This window comes from Pseudomonas solani, assembly GCF_026072635.1.
GTDB classification, from domain to species: domain Bacteria; phylum Pseudomonadota; class Gammaproteobacteria; order Pseudomonadales; family Pseudomonadaceae; genus Metapseudomonas; species Metapseudomonas solani.
Genome location: NZ_AP023081.1, coordinates 5,652,415 through 5,673,064, shown reverse-complemented (window position 1 = coordinate 5,673,064; position 20,650 = coordinate 5,652,415). Strand labels below are relative to the sequence as shown.

19 protein-coding genes and 1 pseudogene are annotated in these 20,650 nt (G+C 67.9%); 4 read left to right on the top strand and 16 right to left on the bottom strand.

Annotated features, from left to right (window positions below; genetic code table 11):
• Positions 1-91: 91 nt before the first annotated feature.
• The gene (locus PSm6_RS25605; protein ID WP_184490439.1) at positions 92-409 is read right to left on the bottom strand and encodes a hypothetical protein; all 318 of its coding nucleotides are present in this window, start codon (positions 407-409) and stop codon (positions 92-94) included.
• 173 nt (positions 410-582) lie between these two features.
• Between PSm6_RS25605 and PSm6_RS25600 the strand changes: the two genes are divergently transcribed.
• From PSm6_RS25600 to PSm6_RS25590, 3 genes are all read left to right on the top strand, one after another.
• Positions 583-1,302 (top strand): STN domain-containing protein, encoded by a 720-nt coding sequence (locus PSm6_RS25600; protein ID WP_265168596.1) that lies wholly within the window; start codon positions 583-585, stop codon positions 1,300-1,302.
• Positions 1,299-1,844: an RNA polymerase sigma factor gene (locus PSm6_RS25595; protein WP_184490438.1), complete on the top strand. Its 546-nt coding sequence runs from the start codon at positions 1,299-1,301 to the stop codon at positions 1,842-1,844. The genes PSm6_RS25600 and PSm6_RS25595 overlap by 4 nt, the downstream gene beginning before the upstream one ends.
• 66 nt (positions 1,845-1,910) lie before the next feature.
• Entirely contained in the window at positions 1,911-2,864 is a 954-nt protein-coding gene (locus PSm6_RS25590) for a FecR family protein (RefSeq protein WP_265168595.1), read from the top strand.
• 160 nt (positions 2,865-3,024) lie between these two features.
• On the opposite strand, the gene PSm6_RS25585 is transcribed toward PSm6_RS25590, so the two are convergent.
• Positions 3,025-3,150: a hypothetical protein gene (locus PSm6_RS25585; RefSeq protein WP_021221908.1), complete on the bottom strand. Its 126-nt coding sequence runs from the start codon at positions 3,148-3,150 to the stop codon at positions 3,025-3,027.
• A gap of 151 nt (positions 3,151-3,301) precedes the next feature.
• Complete coding sequence (locus PSm6_RS25580) at positions 3,302-3,586, bottom strand: hypothetical protein (RefSeq protein WP_021221909.1); 285 nt, start codon at positions 3,584-3,586, stop codon at positions 3,302-3,304.
• A 228-nt stretch (positions 3,587-3,814) separates the two neighbouring features.
• Here PSm6_RS25580 and PSm6_RS25575 point away from each other — a divergent pair, with 228 nt between their 5' ends.
• Positions 3,815-4,225 (top strand): hypothetical protein, encoded by a 411-nt coding sequence (locus PSm6_RS25575; protein WP_021221910.1) that lies wholly within the window; start codon positions 3,815-3,817, stop codon positions 4,223-4,225.
• Between the two features lies 1 nt (position 4,226).
• Here the strand turns inward: PSm6_RS25575 and PSm6_RS25570 are convergent, their stop codons facing one another.
• From PSm6_RS25570 to PSm6_RS25510, 13 genes and pseudogenes are all read right to left on the bottom strand, one after another.
• Entirely contained in the window at positions 4,227-4,721 is a 495-nt protein-coding gene (locus PSm6_RS25570) for a hypothetical protein (protein WP_021221911.1), read from the bottom strand.
• Positions 4,722-4,833: 112 nt separating this feature from the next.
• A complete protein-coding gene (locus PSm6_RS25565) occupies positions 4,834-5,892 on the bottom strand; it encodes a hypothetical protein (protein ID WP_265168594.1) in 1,059 nt (352 codons plus the stop codon).
• A 13-nt stretch (positions 5,893-5,905) separates the two neighbouring features.
• A complete protein-coding gene (locus tag PSm6_RS25560) occupies positions 5,906-7,711 on the bottom strand; it encodes a hypothetical protein (RefSeq protein ID WP_021221913.1) in 1,806 nt (601 codons plus the stop codon).
• A 4-nt stretch (positions 7,712-7,715) separates the two neighbouring features.
• Positions 7,716-8,984 carry a hypothetical protein gene (locus PSm6_RS25555; RefSeq protein ID WP_265168592.1) on the bottom strand — a complete coding sequence of 423 codons (1,269 nt, stop codon included), beginning with the start codon at positions 8,982-8,984 and terminating at the stop codon, positions 7,716-7,718.
• Between the two features lie 18 nt (positions 8,985-9,002).
• Positions 9,003-9,935, bottom strand: a complete 933-nt coding sequence (locus PSm6_RS25550) for a hypothetical protein (RefSeq protein ID WP_265168590.1) — start codon at positions 9,933-9,935, stop codon at positions 9,003-9,005.
• Between the two features lie 74 nt (positions 9,936-10,009).
• The gene (locus tag PSm6_RS25545; protein WP_265168589.1) at positions 10,010-12,412 is read right to left on the bottom strand and encodes a hypothetical protein; all 2,403 of its coding nucleotides are present in this window, start codon (positions 12,410-12,412) and stop codon (positions 10,010-10,012) included.
• The gene (locus PSm6_RS25540) at positions 12,409-13,572 is read right to left on the bottom strand and encodes a hypothetical protein (RefSeq protein ID WP_265168588.1); all 1,164 of its coding nucleotides are present in this window, start codon (positions 13,570-13,572) and stop codon (positions 12,409-12,411) included. The genes PSm6_RS25545 and PSm6_RS25540 overlap by 4 nt, the downstream gene beginning before the upstream one ends.
• Positions 13,542-14,986, bottom strand: a pseudogene (locus PSm6_RS25535) (alkaline phosphatase family protein). The gene PSm6_RS25540 and the pseudogene PSm6_RS25535 overlap by 31 nt, the downstream one beginning before the upstream one ends.
• Positions 14,979-16,199, bottom strand: coding sequence for a metabolite traffic protein EboE (gene eboE, locus PSm6_RS25530; RefSeq protein ID WP_265168587.1), 1,221 nt, complete (start codon positions 16,197-16,199; stop codon positions 14,979-14,981). The pseudogene PSm6_RS25535 and the gene eboE overlap by 8 nt, the downstream one beginning before the upstream one ends.
• On the bottom strand, positions 16,196-17,080 hold the full coding sequence (locus PSm6_RS25525; protein WP_021221920.1) for a TatD family hydrolase: 885 nt from the start codon (positions 17,078-17,080) through the stop codon (positions 16,196-16,198). The genes eboE and PSm6_RS25525 overlap by 4 nt, the downstream gene beginning before the upstream one ends.
• Before the next feature lie 23 nt (positions 17,081-17,103).
• Positions 17,104-17,847 carry an EboA domain-containing protein gene (locus PSm6_RS25520; protein ID WP_043242865.1) on the bottom strand — a complete coding sequence of 248 codons (744 nt, stop codon included), beginning with the start codon at positions 17,845-17,847 and terminating at the stop codon, positions 17,104-17,106.
• Entirely contained in the window at positions 17,844-18,734 is an 891-nt protein-coding gene (locus PSm6_RS25515) for a UbiA family prenyltransferase (RefSeq protein ID WP_021221922.1), read from the bottom strand. Before PSm6_RS25515 ends, PSm6_RS25520 begins: the two co-directional genes overlap by 4 nt.
• Positions 18,731-20,614, bottom strand: a complete 1,884-nt coding sequence (locus tag PSm6_RS25510; RefSeq protein WP_265168583.1) for a 3-dehydroquinate synthase — start codon at positions 20,612-20,614, stop codon at positions 18,731-18,733. Before PSm6_RS25510 ends, PSm6_RS25515 begins: the two co-directional genes overlap by 4 nt.
• Positions 20,615-20,650: the final 36 nt, after the last annotated feature.

The following is a 20,650-nucleotide window of genomic DNA, read 5'->3' as shown; positions in this document are numbered from 1 at the left end:
TAATTTGTCTTTTTAAATTCGATAAATGAATAAGCAGGAGCGGCGCGGGCTGCGCTGAAAGTGGCGGGCTAGAGCGGTTGCCTGGCGCGGCTCAGGGCGCCGGGCGTTGCGGCTGCACCGAGTGGCCGAAGTTGGCGCCCATGCGCACGCCGGTAGCGGCCGGCGTGGCGAGGCCCAGCTGGTTGGCCGGGCGGCGTTCGATGGGCACCTGCAGGGCGGCCTGGTTGCGGCGGGCCGCCTCGGCGCCATCCGGGTTGGCCAGGCGCTGGCTCAGGCAGTCATAGGACAAGGCCTTGTAGCCGTTTACTTCGGCACTGATGCAACTGCCTTGCGGGGTTCCTTCATCGGCGCTGGCCAACAGCGGTGCAAGGGCGAGAACGAGGCCGGCGAGGGCGATGCGTGCGGGCATGATTGCCTCCAGATGCTGGATCATTGCCGGGAAATCTACGGTAAAAGCGCCGTCATCGCTGCGAAGTCTTTTTTGCAACGCCCGTCACACAATCGACATGAACAGACCTCAGGATTGCCTTCCTGGGTCAAGCCAGCAATGCATCGACACGCAGTACGGGTCGGAAGCCGCCTATGTCAATGGAAGCCGTGGCGAGGGGCTGCCTCGCGCCAGCGGTGCTGATCGTCCTCTTCGTCGCAGCCTGCTGCCTGGCGGCGTTGCCATGCATGGCGCTCGCGGGTGAGGGCCGGGCCGAAGAGGGCCCGCTGGAGTTCGACCTGCCGGCGCAGGACCTGTCCCAGGCCCTGGAGCGCTTCAGCGAGCTGACCGGGATGGCCATCCTGGTGGACCGCGAACTGACGCGCGGGCGGCGCTCGGCGTCGGTCAACGGCCGGCTCGGCGCACGCCAGGCATTGGCCAGATTGCTGACCGGTACCGGGCTCATGGCCCAGCACAGCGAGGGCCGGGCCTTCACCGTGTTGCCGGCCAAGGTTTCGACGGCGCCTGCGGGGCGCAACCACGGTGCGGCGACGCGCTGGGAACAGGGCAGCTTCGCGGCGGCCCTGCAGGGCGCGTTGGCGAAGGCCTTGTGCCGTTCACCACTGACCCGGCCCGGTGGCTACCGCGCCGCGTTGCAGCTCTGGATAGGCCCCGTCGGCCGGGTGGAGCACAGCCGCCTGCTGGGGCCCACCGGCAACCTGCGGCGCGATGCGGCACTGGTGGAAAGCCTGCGTGGCCTGATGATCGACAGGGCGCCACCGTCATCCCTGCCCCAGCCGGTCACCGTGCTGGTGGTTCCGGAGGCGGCCGCCAGCATGGAATGCAACAAGTGGGAAGGAGCTGCGGGGGCATGAATAACAAGGAGCGTGGCACCATGCTCAGGCTGTTTCTGGCTTCCTACGAGGAGTTCAGGACGCGCCTGAAACGGCGCCTGGGGTCGGATGACCTGGCCAACGATGTGCTCCACGAAACCTACCTGCGCCTGGATCGCATGGACGAGCCGGAAGGCGTGCAGAAGCCCGGTGCCTACCTCTATCGCATGGCCCTCAACGTCGCCGCCGACCGCCGTGCCCAGGACGCGCGCCTGCTCACCGGCGAGGAGGTCGAGGACCTGCTGCACCTGGCCGAGGAGCACCTCGACCCGGCGGTGATCGTCGGCGGGCAGATCGAGATCCGGGCGCTGGTCACGGCGCTGGCGGAGCTGACGCCACGGCGTCGGCAGATCCTTATCGCGGCGCGCATGGAAGAGGTGCCGCACCTGGAGATTTCCCGGCGTTTCGGCATCTCCACGCGCATGGTGGAGAAGGAGCTCAAGGCCGCGCTGGGCTATTGCGCAGCGCGCCTGGAAAGAAAAGTGGTGCAACGGTTCGGTCCCGGCGCCGGAAAACAGTCATAGGGTCGAGGGGCTGAACGAGCGCCCCGCGATCACTCCCGAGAACAGCTGCGGTTGAACGACGACGCCATGACAGCACCCGATTCCGGCACCGCCGGGCAGACCCGGCTGGAGGAAGAAGCCCGAGCCTGGTTGCTCCGCCTCACCTCCGGCCGCGCGACCACCCGTGACGCCGAGGCCTTCCGCCTGTGGTGTGCGCAAAGCGAGCGCCACAGCGCAGCCTTCACCCGTGCCCGGGCGTTGTGGCAGGCCCTTGCGCCCGCCGCGCTGGCGCTGCAGCAGCCTGCGCCGCTGGTGGCCAGCCTGCCGCCCCGGCGCTTCGGCCGGCGTGCCTTCCTCGGTGGTGCCATCGCCGCGTCCCTGGCCGTGGTAATGGCGCGCCCCTGGTTGCCGGACGCGCTTCCCGGCATGGGCGCCGACTACAGCACCGCAGTGGGCGAGCAGCGTCGTGTGGACTTCGCCGAGGGGCTGACCCTCGAACTCAACACCCGTACCCGCATCAACCGGCGCCCCCTGGGCGGCGGCGTGGCGGGCATCGAACTGCTCGAAGGCGAGGTGGAAGTGCTGGCGAAGGCGCCGATTCGCGTGGTGGCCGGGGCCGGCACCCTGGATGCCGCCGGTGCACGCTTCAACGTCCGCGCCGTGGGCGAGGCCATCTGCGTCACCTGCCTGGAAGGCAGCCTGGCGGTGGAGGTGCGCGGGCGCAGCCTGCTGCTGCCGCCCGGCCGCCAGCTGACCTATGACGCAGGCGGCCGCAGCGAACCGATCGCCTTCGACCCCGCAGTGGTCATGGCCTGGCGCCAACAACTGCTGGTGTTCGACGACGCGCCCCTGGCCACGGTGATCGACGAGATAAACCGCTACCGCCCGGGGATGATCCTGCTGGTCAACCAGGAACTCGGCCGGCGCAAGGTCCAGGCCCGCTTCCGCCTCGACCAGCTGGCCGAAGTCGCCGCCCTGATCCGCGACGCCTACGGCGCCACGGTCACCGAGTTGCCGGGCGGGGTGGTGCTGGTCAGTTGATCGGTGCCACGCGTATGCAGCACGTAGGTTGGGCTGAGGTACGAAGCCCAACGTAGCGATGTCGAGCACCGCACCGTTGGGCCTCGCTGCGCTCGGCGCCAACCTACGGTTTGTGCACCCCAACAACGCAACGGCCCGGATAAACCGGGCCGTTGGCGTTTCAGGTGGCTTCATCCTCCGCGGGTGGCGGCTTGCGGGGCTCGCGCAGGTGGTCGAAATAGAACAGCACCAGGCCAAAAGCGATGATGAGACCGATGATGACCAGGCCGATATGAGCGTTCTGCATCGCGGATTCCAGTTCCAGGAAAGCATGGGCTCAGGGCTGCGGGGGATTGTCGGCCAGGCGCCATTGGCGAGGCCAGCGGCGTTGCGGCAAAAGGCTGTAGGGAAGGGCGGAGCGAAGGCGGGGCCGCCAGGACAGCGGCCCCGCGTGCGGGTCAGACGAAGCCCTGTTCACCAAAACCACGGGGCAGGCGCTGGCGGCCGGGCAGGGCGGCGAGGTGTTGCTCCCAGCTGCTGCGCCAATCGTTGGCGGCGTTTTCGGCCTTGGCCTTGCGGGCGGCACGCCGTGCGGCATTGCGCGCGGTGCGACGGGCCTCCTTGAAGACTTCGGTGTTGCGGCAGGTGCGGCACTTGACCCGTGCCAGTTCAGTGGTGGAAACCAGGTTGTTGCCGTGATGACCGCAGGCGAGGTGGCCGGCGACCTTGTAGTGAGTGACCATCGGTGGGTCTCCTTATGTACGGCCGCACCGCGCCGATACCTCGGCCACGGTTGGCACGTTAATGGGTCCTACCTGGTTTTCGACTGCGGATGGGGTTCCGTGGTTCGGTTTATCGAAGCGGCGGCAGGGCTGCAGGCCACGGATGCCGGGCCAGCGAAAGATCGGAATCGAGCTGGTGGCCTGGGCGTAAGGGCAGTAGATTCGCAGCTCTCATAAGGAGCATCTGGCATGGACAACCCCTATCAATCCCCTTCATCGGCTTCCCCGGCGGAGCTGACTGCCGACGGATCGAGCAAGAACCCCATTGCGCTGCGCCTGGCGATTATCGCGGCCGGCGCCATCCCGTTCCTGGTGCTGCTGTGGCACAGCGGGGAAATCTGGGAGCTGCTCAGGACCGGGGGCATCTCCCTGTTCGGGGCCGCCGGGCTCTACCTCTTCGCGCTCCTCCTCACCCTCGCCGGTGCGCTGCTGTTCTTCTCACGCCGGTCGGCGCTGTGGCTGCTCCTGGCCTGCCTGCCTTACCCGCTGTATGGCGTGGCGACAGCGGTGGATCGCCCCTCGCAGCTGTTCGGCATCCTCTCGCTCGTCTGCATCGCGGCTTGCCTGGCGTATTACTGGCGGCTCAAGAGAGCGGCCTGACTCATTCGGTCTTGAACCTGATCCGGTTCACCCGGTACTCGATCATGCTGCTGTGGGCCACCATGGATTTCAGCCATTCATCCGCCACTTCCTTGCGGGTGAATGCGCCCATGGAGGCGACGCGTTTCCAGTTCTTCTCCTCGCGCAGGCGTGACTCCAGGACATAGACCGCCTCCAGGCCCGGGTCCTGGTACCAGGCCAGCGGGGCGTCCTTGCGCTGTTCCAGTTCGCGCAACTGCTTGAGCAATGACTTGGCCTTGGCCTCCCATTCCCGCGCCTTCTGTTCCGCCTGGGCCTGAACCAGAAGCGCCAGGTCGCGTTGGGCGCGCAGCTGTTCGCTGCTTTCGAGGGTTTGCTGGGCTCGCTCATTTAACGTTACGGCCTCGGCGTTACGCTTTTTCGCCTGGCGCTCGCGGTAGGCGCGTTGGCGCTCGGCGTTGCTCATGGCGTTGCCGGTGGCGGGGCGGCCGCGTTTGCGGGATTCGGGGGTGTTCATGGGGCCGTTCCTGGGGAGACGGCGCAATTCTAGTTACGTAACGGAAAAAAGAAAGCGTTACGTAACGAAAATATCCCGTGGCGACAGGCACGCCGCCACGGGAGATCCGCCTCTAGAGATACCCCTGCAACAGCACCCGCCGTATGCGCCCATCCAGCGGGGTGGTGCCGCCGCCGGGGAGGGGCAGGGGGCGGCCGTGGAGGCCCATGCCTTCGCTGACCAGCACGGCGTCGTCCAGCAGGCAGAGGTTGGAGGGGGTGTCCAGGCCGGTGGCGAGGACGCGGGTGGTGCCGGTGGCCAGGTCGCAGTGCAGCAGGCGGCCGCTGAAGCGCTCGAAGCCGCCGTGGCGGGCTTCGCCTTGCCAGTCCGGGCCGAGGGGCTGCAGCAGGGAGCGGCACAGCTCGAGGATCAGCAGCCCGCCGCCCGGCGTGAGGGCCAGGCCGGTGGGCAGTTGCAGGCCGGTGATCAGCGGCTGGATGCGCCCGTCCTCTGGCCAGACGCGGATCACCTGGCCGGCCCGTTCGACGAAGTCGACGCCTTGGCGCGTCGGGTCCAGCCGGCGTTCGCCGGAGAACAGGCTGACCAGGACTGCACCGGTGGTGGGCTCGTACACCAGGGTGACCGGCACCGCGTCCTGGCCCTGGTCCATGTCGGGTATCTGGGCGACCACCCGTTCACCCTGGTCGTCGAACTCCACCACCTGGTTGGTATCGGGCTTCACCGAGAGCCAGGTGCGTCGCCTGGGGTGGAAGCACAGGGCGTTGAGGTTGCCACGGCTGTGGAACACCGCCGTGGGCGGGTGCTGCGCCAGGTCGAGCACCCGCGAGCCTTCGACGTAGTCGGTGAGGCTGGCCAGGCAGCGGCCGTCGGCGCAGGCGATGTCCGAGAGCCCCATGATCTCGTCGCGCAGCATGCGCACCTGCATGTTCATGGAGCGGTAGCCCTCGGCGACGAGCTCGGCGGCCAGGTAGGCGCCGGGGCTGCCCGGTGCAGGGCGCAGGCGGCTGATACGGCCGCTGAAGGGCGCGTCCGGGTGGCCCGAGCCGGCTTCCACCAACAGCAGGCTGCCGTCGGCTTGCAGGCACAGGCCCCGAGGGTTGAGCAGGCCTTCGACGACCACGGTGGAACGGCGCAGGTCTTCCTGTGGGGAGGGGGGGATGGTCACGGTCATGGGTGCCTCCTGCTCATGGCTGCCAGGGCGTGCTGGTGAGGTAGGCCTTGAGCAGCGCCCGCTGGCTAGGCGACATGGAACGCACCACCGGCATGTACAGGGTGGTGCCGCGATAGGCATCGGCGGTGCGCGCGACGATGGCCGCGCGGGCGTTCCAGATGGCGTCCTGCTGGTTCAGCGGGATGAACCGCGACATGGCCGGGAAGGCCAGGTAGTGGAAGCGCAGCACGGCCGGGTAGACCTGGTCCCAGGTGGGAACACTGCCAGCGGGGATGCCGAAGTCGGTGATGGAGTAGATGCGGAAGTTGCTGAAGCTGCTGCCGTCCTCCAGGGAGTATTCCAGGTTGGTATAGCCCGCCTGGGCGGTGGTGCCGGCCTTGCAGCTGATGGGGATCTGGACGCTGGTCTGGCCCTTGGCGATGGCGAACGTGGCGGGGTAGTCGAGCAGGTCCCAGTACTTCGAATCCTCGTAGCTGCCAGGGGAGGAGGCGGCCAGGGTGATGCTTCCGGCGGCGGGCACCGGCCCGCCCAGGTAGCGCACCTGCAGGTCGAGGGTAACGCCTTCCGGGTACTCGTCCATGTACAGGTTGCGCTGGTCGCAGTAGAGCCGGTAGGTCATCTCGCTCACCGCCAGCTTGGTGCCGGCGACGGTGTTGGGGGCGGAGAGGCTGAGGGGCGAGCCATTCACCTGGGTGAGCTGCGTGGCATTGAGGGCCTGGTCGAGGATGCCGCCGTAGAGGTAGTAGTCCAGCAGGTAGGGGTTGCTCGACGGCAGGGTGACCAGGGTGGTGCCGCCGGCGCTGATGCTCACCGGGCCGTAGTCGATGTTCGGGCCGATGGGGCTGGTGATGTCGGTGCGCACGGCGCGGAAGGTGGCCTTGGGGATCAGGTTGAGCATGTCCAGGCTGAGCAGGTTCTGGCCCTTGAGGGCGACCACCTCCGCGTAGCCGGTGCCGCCGGTCTTGCCGTTCACCAGTTGGCGTCCGACTGGGCAGATCAGCGGCTCGCCGGCGAAGGCCGGGGCGAGGGTGCCGACCACCCGGCCGATGCTGGGGTTGGGGGTGTACTGGCCGGCGGCGTAGTCGGCGTCCAGCTGGGGCGTGGTCATGCCAGGGCACATCTCGAACATCACGAAGCGCACCACGATGCCGGTGGCGCCCGGCGCCTGGATGATGGACTTGAGCATGGCGCTGTTCTGGTTCCAGCTGACGACGGCGCTCAGCGGGAAGGTGACCTGGAAGGTGCCGGACAGCGGTGACGAGCCCGGCGCATCGGTCTCGCCCACGAGCAGCCGCTTGGCCACGTCGAAGCTGCTGGCCACCACGTCGGCCTGGATCACCAGTTGCGGGTTGCTGGTGCCGCCGATCTGCAGGCCGCCGATGTAGATCTGCGTGGTGATGCCGCTGGTGGGGTCGAGGTCCACCATCATCGGGCCGGAAACCGGCGGCTGGTTGGTCACCGGGTCCTTGGAGCCGAGCAGGTAGACCGGTTGCCCCACCAGGTCGCCGGTGGTGCTGATGGCGCCCGGCGTGCCCTGGGAGCTGATCAGCACGTTCTGCATGTCCACCACGTGCTGGCCGTAATGATTCCAGCCGCCGGCGGTGTAGTAGTCGCCATTGGGGGCGTTGATCAGTTCGTTGAGCTGGTCGTCGCTGTAGCTGGCGGCTTCGGCTGCCACCTGGGAGTTGGGCAGGTCGAAGAGGTTCAGCGTCTGCGAGCCGCCGGTGCCCATGGGAATGGTCGGCGAGTTGTTGGGCAGGCTCACGTCGGTGCGGATGCCGCCCCAGAAGTTCAGTCGGGGTCCGTTCAGGATGCTCATGGGGTCATTCCTCGTCCTTGTGGGGTGCCGTTGCCGGCGCCTTGGCGAATTTGAACAGGTAGGAGAAGTCCGATTTGTAGGGGCTGTGCACCGGCGTGGCCATGGAGTGGCAATTCATGCAGCTGCTGTTGGGCTGGATGTAGCTCTCCATGGTGACGTTGGCGGACAGCGCCGGAGTCGGCTGGCCCAGCGGGTTGCTGGGGTTGTCCGGCATCAGCGGGCGCTGGGTGGTGACCAACTGGTAGTAGCGCAGCACGTTGCTGCCGAGGTTCTGCTGGTAGAGGCCGTTGACGGCGGCCGTGGTGCTGGCAATGGGGGTGACGCGGCTGAGCGGGTCCGGGGTCTGGAAGGTGGCGCCGGGCTTGGGCGTGCACACCAGTTGGCTGCCCTGCTGCTGCCAGTTGCAGGGCGACTGGTTGACGCTGGCCGCCGGCGCGCTGGCGTTGTAGTAGCTGTAGGTGCCGTTGCCGGCAGAGGAACCCGGGACGTTGTCCACCTGCTCGAAGGTGGACCAGATCCACTGCGGGTAGCCCGGCGCCTTGACGATGATGTGCAGGCCCACCAGCCCCAATGTGGCCGGGGCCGTGCTGCCGGTGGGCTGGCCCTGGGCATTGAACTGCGCCACCTGGGCCTGGGTGGTCAGGTAGCGGCTGGCGTCGTCCTGGCTGGTGAGCACCCGCCAGGCGGCCTTGACCTCGGTGGCCTGGGCCGGGAAGGCGATGTTCTGCGCCCTGGACACGGTGTTGGCGTTGTAGAAGCCGTTCTGCACGATGTAGTCGTAGGAGGCCTGGTTGGCGGAGATGTCGTAGTAGGTGGGGTTGCCCTTCTGGTCGATGAGCCAGCCGCCGACGGCCTGGTCCACGGCCTGCACCACCGAGGTGTTCTTCAAGGCGGCGATGTTGATGATGCCGAGGCTGCGCGTGCCCAGCGGCGAATTCCAGGGACCGGGGTTGGCACCATTGGGCAGGAAGATCTCGCTCACTGTCTTGTAGCTCTGCCAGACCCTGGGGCCGGCCCCGCCGAGGGGCTGGCTGCAGTCCGGCTGCCCGCGCTGGCCGGCCATGGCGGGCCAGTTGAGGGCGATGAACAGTCGCCAGCTGTAGTCATCGAAGGCTTGCTGGCTGGCGTTGGCGGCCGGGGCGGTGGTGGGGGGCTGGCACTGTGCGTTGGTCGGTGCGGGCGTGGTGGGGACTGGTGATTGCTCGCGCAGGTTGCAGCTGGCGCAGGCGAGGGCCAGCAGTGCCAGCCCGGTGAGGCGGAAACTTGGATTCATGGCGGCTCTCCTTGCCGGTCAGGGCTTGCGGGACTGGAGCTTGTTCCACTGCGCCTCGGCGCCGTTGTCCTGGGACGCCGGCGGGTTGAACAACTGGCAGGGCTGCGGGTTCACCGGGCACTTCTTGGCCACCTGGTCCCAGGTCTGCGCCGGGTCCGGCTTGTCGGTGCGGAAGTTGACGTAGTTCTGGCTGACGATGGGCGCGTTGGCGACGCTGGCGTCCCCGGAGAAGTAGAACGACTGCGGGTGGCGGAACAGCGGCTGGCCAGGCCCTGCGCGGGTGGCGTCCTTGTGGAAGGCGTAGCCGAACAGGATCGGCCCCTGGGGCGACTGCACGTCCAGCGCATAGGCCTGCACGCTGCCGCCCAGGTTCTGGCTGCGGGCCGGGCTGTAGGGCAGGTGCTGGACGAAGTCCTGGCGTGCCGGGTGGTTCATGGGCGAGAAGGAGCAGCACTCGGGCATGTCCTTGGGCCGGTCCTCGTAGGTGAGGAAGAACGCCTTGTTGCCCAGGGAGACGAAGGAGCAGGTGTAGTTGTTGTCCTTGATCGGGAAGATCGGCAGGCAGTACTTCTCGTAGTGCTCCATCATCGCGCCGTAGCCGTCGCCATCGGCGGGGATGTAGGTGGTGTCGTAGTAGCTGGTGCCCTTGGAGACGGTGTAGTCGGCCGGCTTCAGGGTGCTGGGCGGGTTGCTGTAGGGCGGCGGGTTCTTCTCGTAGTTCTGGGTGACGCGGAACATGGTCCAGTCGCTGATCCAGGTGGCGGGGAAGAACGGATCGCTGGGCTCGCCGGGCTTGCGCTCGGCGATGCAGTTGCCGTTGCTGGCGTCGCAACCGAGGGTGTTGTGCACGCCGTTGGTGAAGAACACGTCGCCTTCGTCATCGGCGGCGAGGGCAGGTTGGCCGAGCAGTGCGAGGGGCAGCAGCCAGGCGAGCAGACGGGCTTTCTTCATGGGGACACTCCTTCGTAACGGGCAGGGCGGGCGAGCGGTGCCGGCCCGCCTGCGGGTTCCAGGTCTACGACGGTTCAGGTCAGGGGCCGGGGCGGGTAGTTGAGCTTCACCAGCTCGTTGGCCCAGCGTTCCAGCACCGCGCGCCGGCTCTGCGGCAGGTCGCGGGTGATGGGCATGGCCAGGGTGCTTTCCTCCTGGTAGGGCTTGCTGACCAGGCGGATCAACTGGTCGATGGCGCCCTCGATGCGCTGCAGGGAGTTCAGCGGCATGTACTTGTCCATGATCGGGTAGAGGTAATAGAACGGCTCGAAGATGCGCGGGTAGATGAAGCCCTCCCAGATCTGCACCCGCGCATCCTGTTGGATGCACACCTTGTTCCAGGCCGCGACGAATTCGCCCATCAGCCCGGGCTCGTCCGGCAGCACCCGCAGGGGTGCGAGGAAGTCGGTGTAGGCGGTCGGATAGTCGAAGCTGAAGGGCACCGCAGGCGCTGCACCGGGGCCGTCCTGGACGAAGAAGCGCAGGGTCGGGAAGCCGGCGGCGATGGCCTTGACCGTTACCTGGGCGATGCCGTTGGCGTCGGTGGTGATCTGCGTGAGGCTGTAGTCCACCGTGGCGCCGTTACCCAGCACGCCCGTGCGCGGGATGGACGGGACGAACTGCAGGCAGGGCGCCAGGCTGACGCCGGCCGGGGTGGCCTTGACGTGCTGGTAGTTGATCGTGGCCGTCGGGGTGTCGCCCGCCGGCAGCATGTGCTGCAGGCTGCGGCCGGCGCCCTCGCTGACCAGGCTCGCCGGCGCCTGGGTGCCGGCGAACTGTGGCAGCAGGGTGGCGTTCTTGTTGCGGTTCGCGGGGTCGTCTGCGATCAGCCCGAAATCCACGTCATTGCCGAAGGCCAGGAAGTAACTGCTGGTGGTCAGCATGTAGGGGTTGTTGTATTCCGCCACCCACAAGGTGGTGCCGGCCGGTGCGGGCAGGCCGTCGTACTGCACCATGATCTGCAGGACGCGGGTGTCCCCGACGTCGATGAAGGTGCCGCTCTCGATCACTTCGGCGGTCCACATCTGCTGCTGGGCGGCGAGCATCGGGCTGGCGCCCTGGGTCTGCAGGGCCAGGGTGCCGGCCTGGGTCCTGGCCACGGCATCCTTCACGGGCAGGTCCACCAGGCCTGCACGCTTGTCGAAGGCGGCCTGGGCGTACTGGGCGTAGGCGAGGTCGGCCAGGGGCTGGAACTGGCCGTTCTGCTGGATGCCGACCTGGAAATCGCCCAGCTGGAGCTTCTCGCACTCCGGCACGGTCGCCTCGGTCGCTTTCAACGGCTGGAAGGGAAAGCCGGTACCGAGGTCCAGGGACAGCAGGTCGCCCTGGGCCTGGGCGGAGATCACCCCCAACTGGATAGTCGCTCCCGGTCTGCCCCCCGGGATCGGGAAGTCGCCGACCGGCTCCAGCCGGCGACCGGCAGGGGCCGTGGGGTACTCATCGGCGAACCACAGGCCCAGCACGCCGGCGGTGCGACTGTAGGCCGGGTTGAAGAAGATGTCGGCGACGTTGTCCAGCCCCTTCTGGTACATGTCCTGCAGCGCCTGCTGCTGCACGGCCAGGGCCTTCAGGCACTGCTGGCAGTCAGCGCACTGGGGATCGGTCGCGCAGGTCTTGCAGCCGGGCCCGTCGGTACGGGTCACCACCTTCGGGTAGTCGTTGAAGATGCCGTTGCGGTCGTAGTAGGTCAGGTAGGTGGTGAAGCGGAACATCAGGCCCTTGGCGTTCTGCGCCTCCATCTGTTGCTGCAGGGCCTTGAGCAGGGCCGAGTCGCCCAGTTGCCACTGCAGGTTCTCGCGGGGGAAGCAGGTCTGCCAGGTGGTGGTGACCGTGTTCAGGCCCTGCACGGCCCCCCAGTTGAAGTTGAGGAAGCGGTCGAGCATGCGGTAGGCGCGCTTGGCCGTGAGGCCGCAGGTGGCGTCGCCCAGTACCAGGCGGTCGAAGTACAGCGCGGTGAAGGTGTTCTGCCAGGGGCTGATGTCGACGAAGCGCGCCGGGGTGGGCTTGTCGCTGCCGAAGGGGTTGCCCAGCAACTGGAAGCCCTTGCCCACGATGGGGTCTTGCTCGATGTAGCTGTTGGCCTGCAGTTCGCCGCCGATGATGAGCGAGCGGATGTCGTTGTAGTCCACGGTGCCGCAGGCGTTGTCGCCGAACAGGTCCCATTCCGCGGGGATCTGCGGCAGGCCGCTGTTGGCGCTGTTGTTGGGCACCTGCAGCACGTAGTCCGGCACCTGGGCCTCGGGCAGCGGGGCGATCATCCAGGGCAGCACCTTGTCCCGCGCGTTGGCGGGGTTGATGCCGAAGCTCTCCAGGAAGGGCCAGTTCAGGTCCATCTTCGCCGCGTCGTAGAGCGGGTAGATGTCGTTGTTGTTGGCCGTCGGCGGGTTCCAGAAGAAATGCCCGTTGAGGTAGAGGCGGGGGAAGTTCAAGACGCTCATTGCTGTACTCCTTGACGCTTCCACTGGGCGCGTTTCAGCGACCAGACGAAGTCCAGTTTGTTGTAGCCGGCGAAGGCCGAATCCGGCAGCGGCTCGGTGGGGTAGACGATCCCGTCCTGCTGCGGCAGCGCGAAGTTGAAGTAGCCCTTCTTCGCCGAATAGGCCGCGGTGTCGTGGCAGGCGAGGCACGAGGACTGGCTCTGGAAGGCCGACTCCAGCTGGGAGTTGGCCAGCAGCTTGGGTGCACCGCCCGCCGTGTGCTGCACGCCGATCAGCTCGTACTGGGCGAGGGCCGGGTACTGCGACTGGAAGCTGGCGTTGACCGGTTGCGCGGCGCTGGTGGGCCCGGTGCTGTTGGTCATGGGTTTGGGCGGGATGTCGTTGGTGACGGTGTACTTGCTGTTGTTGCGGTTTTCGAAGGTGGTCCAGGCCCAGTCCTGGGTGAGCTTGTTGATCACGTGCATGCCGCTCAGGGCCGCGTAGCCCACCTGGTACTGGCTGCCGTTCTGCAGGTAGTAGGCCTGGGCGATGTAGTAGCCGTCGTTGGCCAGGGTCTTCATGAAGGCCTGGTCGTTGCCGATCCAGATCCATGAGGTCTTCAGCTCCCAGGCGGCGGCGGGAAAGGCCAGGTTGCCGGTGAGCGCGGCCTGGCCGTCGACGTTGTAGACCCCCTTGTCGACGATGTAGCCGAAGGTGTCCCTGCCCATCAGCAACTGGAAGCGCACCGGCTGGCCCCTCTGCGCCGCCGGCACATTGCCGCCCATCTCCAGGATCAGGCCGTCGACCTGCTGGGTGCTGTCGAGGTTGTGGAAGGTGCGCGTGGTGTCCATGCCCATGGCCTGCGCGGCCTTGATCACCGCGACCGGCGTGGGCTCGCGCTGTTCATAGGGCAACGGCTGGCTGCCGTCGGGCAGGAAGACCTGGTCGGTGGGCTTGAGGCCCTCCCAGACGCGATCGGTGCTGCCCTTGATCTCCGGCTGGTTGAGGCAGGTGAACCAGTTCCAGGCCATCGTCTCGGGGGATTGTTCGAATGCCTTGCGCACCTCTTCGGGCTTGCCTCCGTACTCGAAGAAGGCGGTGCAGTCGAAGGCGGGTTGGCTCTGGGCCTGGGCCAATCCGGCCAGGGCGCTCAGTACTGCAAGGGGGAGGGCTCGTTGCATGGGGTCTCCTTGGCTATGGCCTTGTCGAGAGTTCGGTGCCCCAGGAAGTACTGCAGGAGCAACTGTTTTACCGCGGTGACCGGCAGCCGGTCCGGTAAAGGCAAGTCGCAATCGGTGATGAGCAGCGGGCCATCCTGGTCGCTGCGGGGAAGGCGGCCGTGGCTCCCGCGTACCAGGCGGGTGTCCAGCGGGATCAGGTCCATGTAGTAGCGGAACCCCAGTTTCTTGCGCAGCAGGCGCCGCGCCACCCGGAGTTTCGGCAGGGTGATGGCAGGGTCGATGAACAGCTCCAGCGGGTCGTAGCCGGGCTTGCGGTGGATGTCCACGGTGCGGGCGAAGTCGGGCGCCTTGTCGTCGTCGAACCAGTACTGGTAGTCGAACCAGTGCCCGGGGGCGGCGATCGCCACCAGGTCGCCGCTGCGCGGGTGCTCCAGCTGCCAGGCGCGCTGCTGGGCACGGTCCAGCACCCGTTCGATGCCCGGTTCGCATTCCAGCAGCGTGCGCACCCTGGGCAGGTCCTGTTCGCGGCGCAGGTAGATGTGCGCGACCTGGTGGTCGGCCACCGCGAAGGCGGCGCTGGCGCCCGGGTCCAGCAGCTCCCAGCCGAGGGACTGGCGCACCTGCAGCCAGCCGTCGGCGCGCAGCAGGCGGTTGATGGAGATGGAGCGCTGCACCGCCTCGATGCCGTATTCGGACACCAGCATCACCGCGGCGCCACGCTCCTGGGCGAAGGCCAGCAGGCGGCCGACCTCGGCATCGATGGCCCGCACCTCGGCGGCGATGCCGGGGTGGTCGGGGCCCAGGCGCTGCAGGTCGTAATCCAGGTGCGGCAGGTAGACCAGCTGCAGGTGCGGGCGGTTGATCTCGAACTCGGCCATGGCGCAGTCGACTATCCAGCGGCTGGAGCCGATGCCCGCGGCCGGCCCCCAGAAGTGCTGGAAGGGGAAGGTGCCGATGCGCTGCTCGATCGCCTGGTGCAGGCCATCGGGGCGGAGTAGAGGCCGAATTCCTTGCGCCCGTCGGCGGGGTAGTGGGGGCGCGGGGTGATGGAGGCGCCGACATCGGCGTAAATGTTGTACCACCAGAACAGCTGGCTGCAGCGGAAGCCGGGCAGCTCCCGGGCCAGCACCTCCCAGACCTTCTCGCCCTGGACCAGGGCATTGGGCTGCAGCCAGAAGCGCACCTCGGCCTGGTCGCGGAAGTACCAGCCGTTGCCGACGATGCCGTGCCCGGAAGGCGGCAGCCCGGTGAGCATGGACGACTGCACCGTGGTGGTGACCGCCGGGAACACCGGCTGCATGCAGGCCATGCGGCCACGGCCGAGCAGGGCGTTGATGTGCGGCGTGTTCTCGCCCAGCAGGGCGGGCGTGAGGCCGACCACATCGACCAGCAGAAGGGGCCTGGGCTCAAGCATGTCGTACCTCCCGCAGCGGCTCGCAGGCGAGGGCGCCATGCCGTTGCAGCTGTGCCTGCACCCAGTCCAGCTCGGCGGCGATGCCGCTCGCCAGGGCGGCTTCGGAGCCGGGCCGCAGGGTTTCGGGAAGCACCATCCAGCTGTAGGTCTCCACCTCCAGCGCCGGGCGGAAGTCCGGGTGCTGGGCCAGGTATTCGAAGACCCGGCCCAGGGCCTGCTGGCTGCCGCCGAGTTCCGGCAGCTGGAAGCGCTCGCTGAACAGCGGCACGTGGAAGTGCACGCGCAATTCGCTGCAACCGGCCAGGGCCGGGTCGAGGAGGGCGGCGGGCAGGTCCGCCCAGGCCAGCAACTGGCCGCTGCGGTGGCGCGCCTTGACCTGGTGCAGGTAGGTGACTTCGGCAAAACCACCGAGCACGGCCAGCACCTGCTCGCGGCGTTGCTCATCCCCGGGAAGGCGGCACACCAGGGCGTTGGAGAGCTGGATCTTGCCGATGGTGACACCTGCCTGGCGCAGGGATGACAGGGACGCGTGGCAGTCCTCGAACAGCACCGCCTGGTGGCAGACGTCGAAGCACAACGCCAGGTGGTCGTGGTTGGGGTCCCGGGCCTGCCAGTGGGCGAAGAAGGCCAGGGCCTGGTCGGTGTGTTCCAGCACGCAGTCGGGCTCCATTTCCAGGCACAGGCGGATGTTCTTGCCGGTCCTGCGCTTCAACTGCGCGAGGGCTTCGGTCAGTTGCAGCAGGTGCATCTCCGCGCGGGCCAGGTGTTCGATCGACCAATCGGCGGCATAGCCCAGGGGAACGCTGGAAATCACGCCCTGGTCGCAGTCCTCGGGCAGCGCCTCGGCCAGCAGCGCGGCCAGTTGCAGGCTGTAGTCCAGGCGCGGGGATTCGGACCAGTCCGGCCGGTAGACACCGCTCTTCACGTGGCCGCCATGGAAGCGCCCATGGGGGAAGCCGTTGAGGGAGGTCAGGCGCAGGCCGCAGTCTTGCAACAGTGCGAGGAACGCCGCGCGCGGGCCGGGCTGCTGCAGCTCGGCGGCGGCCCGGGCGCTGATCCACAGGCCGCTGTCCTGGCGCTGCAGTCCGCGTTGGCGGCGCACGGCCTGGAAGGGCCCGGCGATGGAAGCGCGCAGGGCGGCCAGGTCATGGGCCGGGTGCACGTTGCCGCAGTAGCCGAGCTGGGTCGGGGTCCATCCCATGGCGGGGCTCATCGCACTACGGGCTCCTGGCCACGCAGGGCGGAGTTTTCCTGCCACTGGCGACGCTGGTCGATGGGCAGCAGGGTGGCGACGGCTGTTTTATCCAGCTGGCCGCTCTGGGCAAAGAAGTCCACCGGGTTGTCGAACAGCACCTGTTGCACCTGGGCGTCGCTGAAGCCTGCCTGGCGCATGGCTTCGCCCGTCTTGGGCACCTTGAGCGGGTCGCTCACGCCCCAGTCGGCCGCGCTGTTCACCACCATCTTCTCGGTGCCGTACTGCTGCAGCAGGGTGACCATGCGCTGCTCGGACATCTTGGTATTGGGGTAGATGGAGTGCCCGCGCCAGCAGTCGCTGTCCAGCACCAGGGGCAGGGTCAGCTCGTTGAGGTGGTCGATCAGCACGCGGTCTTCGGCGATGCCGACCTCGCGGATCACCGCCAGGGTGCGCTTGGTGCCGCCGATCTTGTCGCGATGCGGGGTGTGCACCAGGACCGGCAGGTCGAACTGCCTGGCCAGGTCCAGCTGCAGGGCGAGGAAGCGGTCCTCTTCCGGGGTGATGTCGTCGTAGCCGATCTCGCCGACGCCGACCACGCCGTCCTTCACCAGGTAGCGGGGCAGAATGTCCAGCACCTCGTTGGCCAGCCCGTAGTTGTTGGCTTCCTTGGGGTTGAGGCCGATGGTGCAGAAATGGTGGATGCCGAACATGCTGGCGCGGAAGCGTTCCCAGCCCAGCAGGGTGTCGAAGTAATCCACGAAGCTGCCCAGGCTGGTGCGCGCCTGGCCTTGCCAGAAGGCCGGCTCGATCACCCCGGTAATGCCGGCGGCGGCCATGTTCTGGTAGTCGTCGGTGGTGCGGCTGACCATGTGGATGTGCGGGTCGAAATACGTGGGCATGGCGACGTCCTTTTGCTTTTTTGTCAGGTTCGTAACGGGAAATCACTGGGCAGCCAGCCGGGCGGCAGGCGGCCCTGGCGCTGATGCTCGGCCAGGCGTTGCAGCTGTTCGGCGTCCAACTGCTGCCAGGCGAGCAGATGGGCGATGCCCGGCGGCGCGGGGCGGTCGGCGGCGAGGCGTTCCTCCAGCATGTCCAGGGCCAGTTGGTTGAGCGTGGGGCCACGGCGTGGGGCCAGGCCCTCGACCTGGCGCAGGTCCAGCTCCATGCCGACGCCCTTGAGCATCAACAGGTGGAAGGCCCGCTCGGGGTAGTGGCGGGCGGGGTAGGGGTTATGCAGGGCGAGGGCGGCGAACACCTCGCAGCTGTTGGTGCGCCCGGCGAACAGGGCCAGTTCCAGGCAGGCACCCTGGCCGTCGAGCCAGTCCAGGGCCCGCAGAGCGGCAGCCTTTTCCTGGTCGTCGCCCCAGTCGAAATAGCGTTGCAGCAAGGCTTCGCGGCCCGGCCCGGCGTCGGCTTCCAGGGCTTGGGCGAGCAGCAGGGCACGGGCCAGCCCGGCTCGGGTCCAGGGCAGGCCGGGCATGGGCGCGTCGCCGACATGGCGGCGGCAGGGGCCGCTCAGGAGCATCAGCGTCTGGGCGTCGGGCTGGGCGGCGAGGCGTTGTTGCGCCTGGTTCCACCAGTCCAGGGATGCGCCGCTCAGTTCATCGAGCAGGCTCTGGCGCAGGTCGGCGATGCGGTCGGTGCCGAGTTGGAGTGTGGTCGTCATGTCGGCTTCACCCATTGCTGCAGGCGCGGCAGGAGCAGGAACACGCCCACGCAGGCCAGGCTGCCCAGGGGCTGGCCGGCCAGGGCCAGGACCATGGCGTCGATCAGCGGCAACGCGGTGAGCCCGGCGCCGATGAAGGCCCGCACGTTGCGCCGCTCGGGGTTCGCCAGGTGGCGGCGGTAGCTGAGGCCGAGCCAGCCGAGCCAGAGCGCCAGCAGCGGCCAGAACCACAGGCCCTGGGCATAGACCGCCAGGGCCAGCGGGCTGAGCATGAGCAGCACGGGGGCGAGGCTGGCCAACTGGTTGAGGTGTTCCTGCCGGGCCACGTAGGTCAGCCCGCTGATGTAGGTGCCCAGCAGCAGGGCGCAGAGCCACAGCGGCGCCGGAGGTGCAGCCAGGCTGGCGGCGGCGGTGAGGTAGAGCGCCGCGCGGCAGCCGCCCATGAGCCAGACGCTGTGGGCGTGGCGCTTGTGCAGCAGGTTGTAGGCGACGATCAGCCCCAGCAGCAGCGCGGCACTGCCCAGCAGCCAGCCGGGGTGCTCCAGTTGCCGGCTCAGGCCCAGCAGCGCGGCGGCGGCCAGCAGCAGGAGCGCCGCGCTGGCCAGGGCCACCTGTTGCCGGGTGACCAGCCCCAGGGCGATGGGCCGGGGGTTGTGGTGGCGGCTGTCCCAGTCGGCGTCCATCAGGTCGTTGAGCAGCATGCCGGCCAGGTAGAGCGCCGAGGCAGCGGCCAGGAGCAGGGCCCAGGCCAGGGGGGAGGGTGGGGCGAGGGCGCTTGCACTGCTGGCCAGCAAGGCGGCGGCCAGGGCGTTGGTCCAGACCGTGGGCAGGTTGGAAATGCGCCCAAGGGTCATCCAGGTCTGCAGGCTCGGGGTTGGCTGGCTCATCGTGCGCAGCCCTCGGTCCAGGCGGGCTCGGCGACCTGCAGCTGGGCCAGTTGGCGCAGCGCCTGCTGCATGCTGGGCATGTCGATGTGGTGCACGTCCACGGCGTGGCCGATGCGTTCCAGCATGGGGATGGAGAGTTCGCCGCCCAGGTGCTGGCGGAAATCCTCCAGCCCCTGCACTACGCGCAGGTTGCCCTGGTCATCGGCCAGGGTCAGTTCCGGGGGTGACAGGTTGAAGCCGAGCCGGGTCAGCAGGTCCAGCAGGCGTTGCGCTTCGCTGGGTGCGAGCAGGCCCAGGGCCTTGGCGTACAGCGCATCCAGGGCCATACCCACGGCCACCGCTTCACCATGGCGCAGGCGATGGTGGCTGAGTTTTTCCAGCTTGTGTGCGGCCCAGTGGCCATAGTCCAGCGGGCGGCCGTTGCCACGCTCGAAGGGGTCGCCGCCCCGGGTGATCTGCTCCAGGTGCAGCTCGGCGCAGCGGCGAATGGCGTGGCGGCTGGGATCGTGAGCGAAGGCGGCGAGGGCGTCGGCGTTGTGTTCCATCCATGCGAAGAACGCGGCGTCCTTGATGGCCGCGACCTTGACCGCTTCCGCCAGCCCGGCCAACTGGTCGCGCCGGGACAGACCGAGCAGCAGCTGGAAGTCGTTGATCACCGCATCGGCGGGCTGGAAGGCCCCCAGCAGGTTCTTCTGCTCGAAGGCGTTGATGCCGTTCTTCACCCCGATGCCGGCGTCGTTCTGCGCCAGCACGGTGGTGGGGATGCGGATCAGCCGCACACCACGGTGGAAGGTGGCGCAGGCATAGCCCACGGCATCCAGCAGAGCGCCACCACCCAGGGCGAGCACGTAGCAGTGGCGGTCCAGGCCCTGTTCGAGCATCTGCCCGTAGAGGCGCTGCAGAACCTCGGGCGTCTTGCAGGCTTCGCCTGCTGGCACCGCCACCGGCCCGGCCAGCAGGCGCAAGTCGTCGGCGCGGGATTGGAAGTAGCGGGTGATCTGCTGCTCCAGGGCCGGGTTGCTGCGCAGCAGGCCCTCGTCGGCGAAAACCATGACCGTCACCGGGCGCTTGCCGCTGGCCATCAGCTGTTGCTGCAGGCAGTCGTTATGGACGGCGAACAGGTGCTCGGTGAACAGCACCGGGTAGCGGTAGGTGACAGTGAAGGCGCCTTCCAGGTGGGCCGGTTTCGCTGTGGCGGCAGAGCGCTCGCGCCGCCATGCCAGCAGCCCGCGCCCGGCGAGGAACAGCGCCGGCAGCAACATGCTGGCCAGCACCGCCAGGAGCATGGCCTGGTCCTCGGCGATGTAGCTGCCCAGCGCGCTGTAGACCAGGGCCAGGCCGGCGTTGGCCAGGGTGGTGATGACCAGGAAACGGCCCAGCGGGTAACGCTGCATGCCGGCGGCCAGCACCGAGGTTTCCGCCAGTACGGGCACGCCGCGCAGGCAGATCAGCGACAGGGTGTTGAGCCGGTTGGCCAGGCGCCCGGCCTTGCGCCAGTCCTCGATATCCAGCAGCCCGGAGGCGATGCGGAAATACCCGGCCCCCAGCCAGTAACCCAGCAGCGAACCCAGGCACAGGCCGATGAAGATCACCAGGTAGCCGCCGACGGCCCCGAGCATGGCCACTGCCAGCAGCGACACCATGCTCGACGGCACCGGCAGCACCACATCGAGGGCCAGCAGCGCCACCAGCAGGACGGCGAGATTGAATGCGCGGACAGGGTCGGCAGGATGCTGGCCGAGGCTTTCCAGCAGGTGCTGCATCTGCTCTTCGAAGAGCAGGAAGCTGATGATCACCAACCCCGCGAACAGGGCAAGCGACAGGCAGAAGTGTTCCAGCGGTCCTCTCCGCGAGAGGACGTGACTCATCAGGCGCTTCATCAAGATCCCTTTGCTCAGGCTGATTTCCTTATCGCT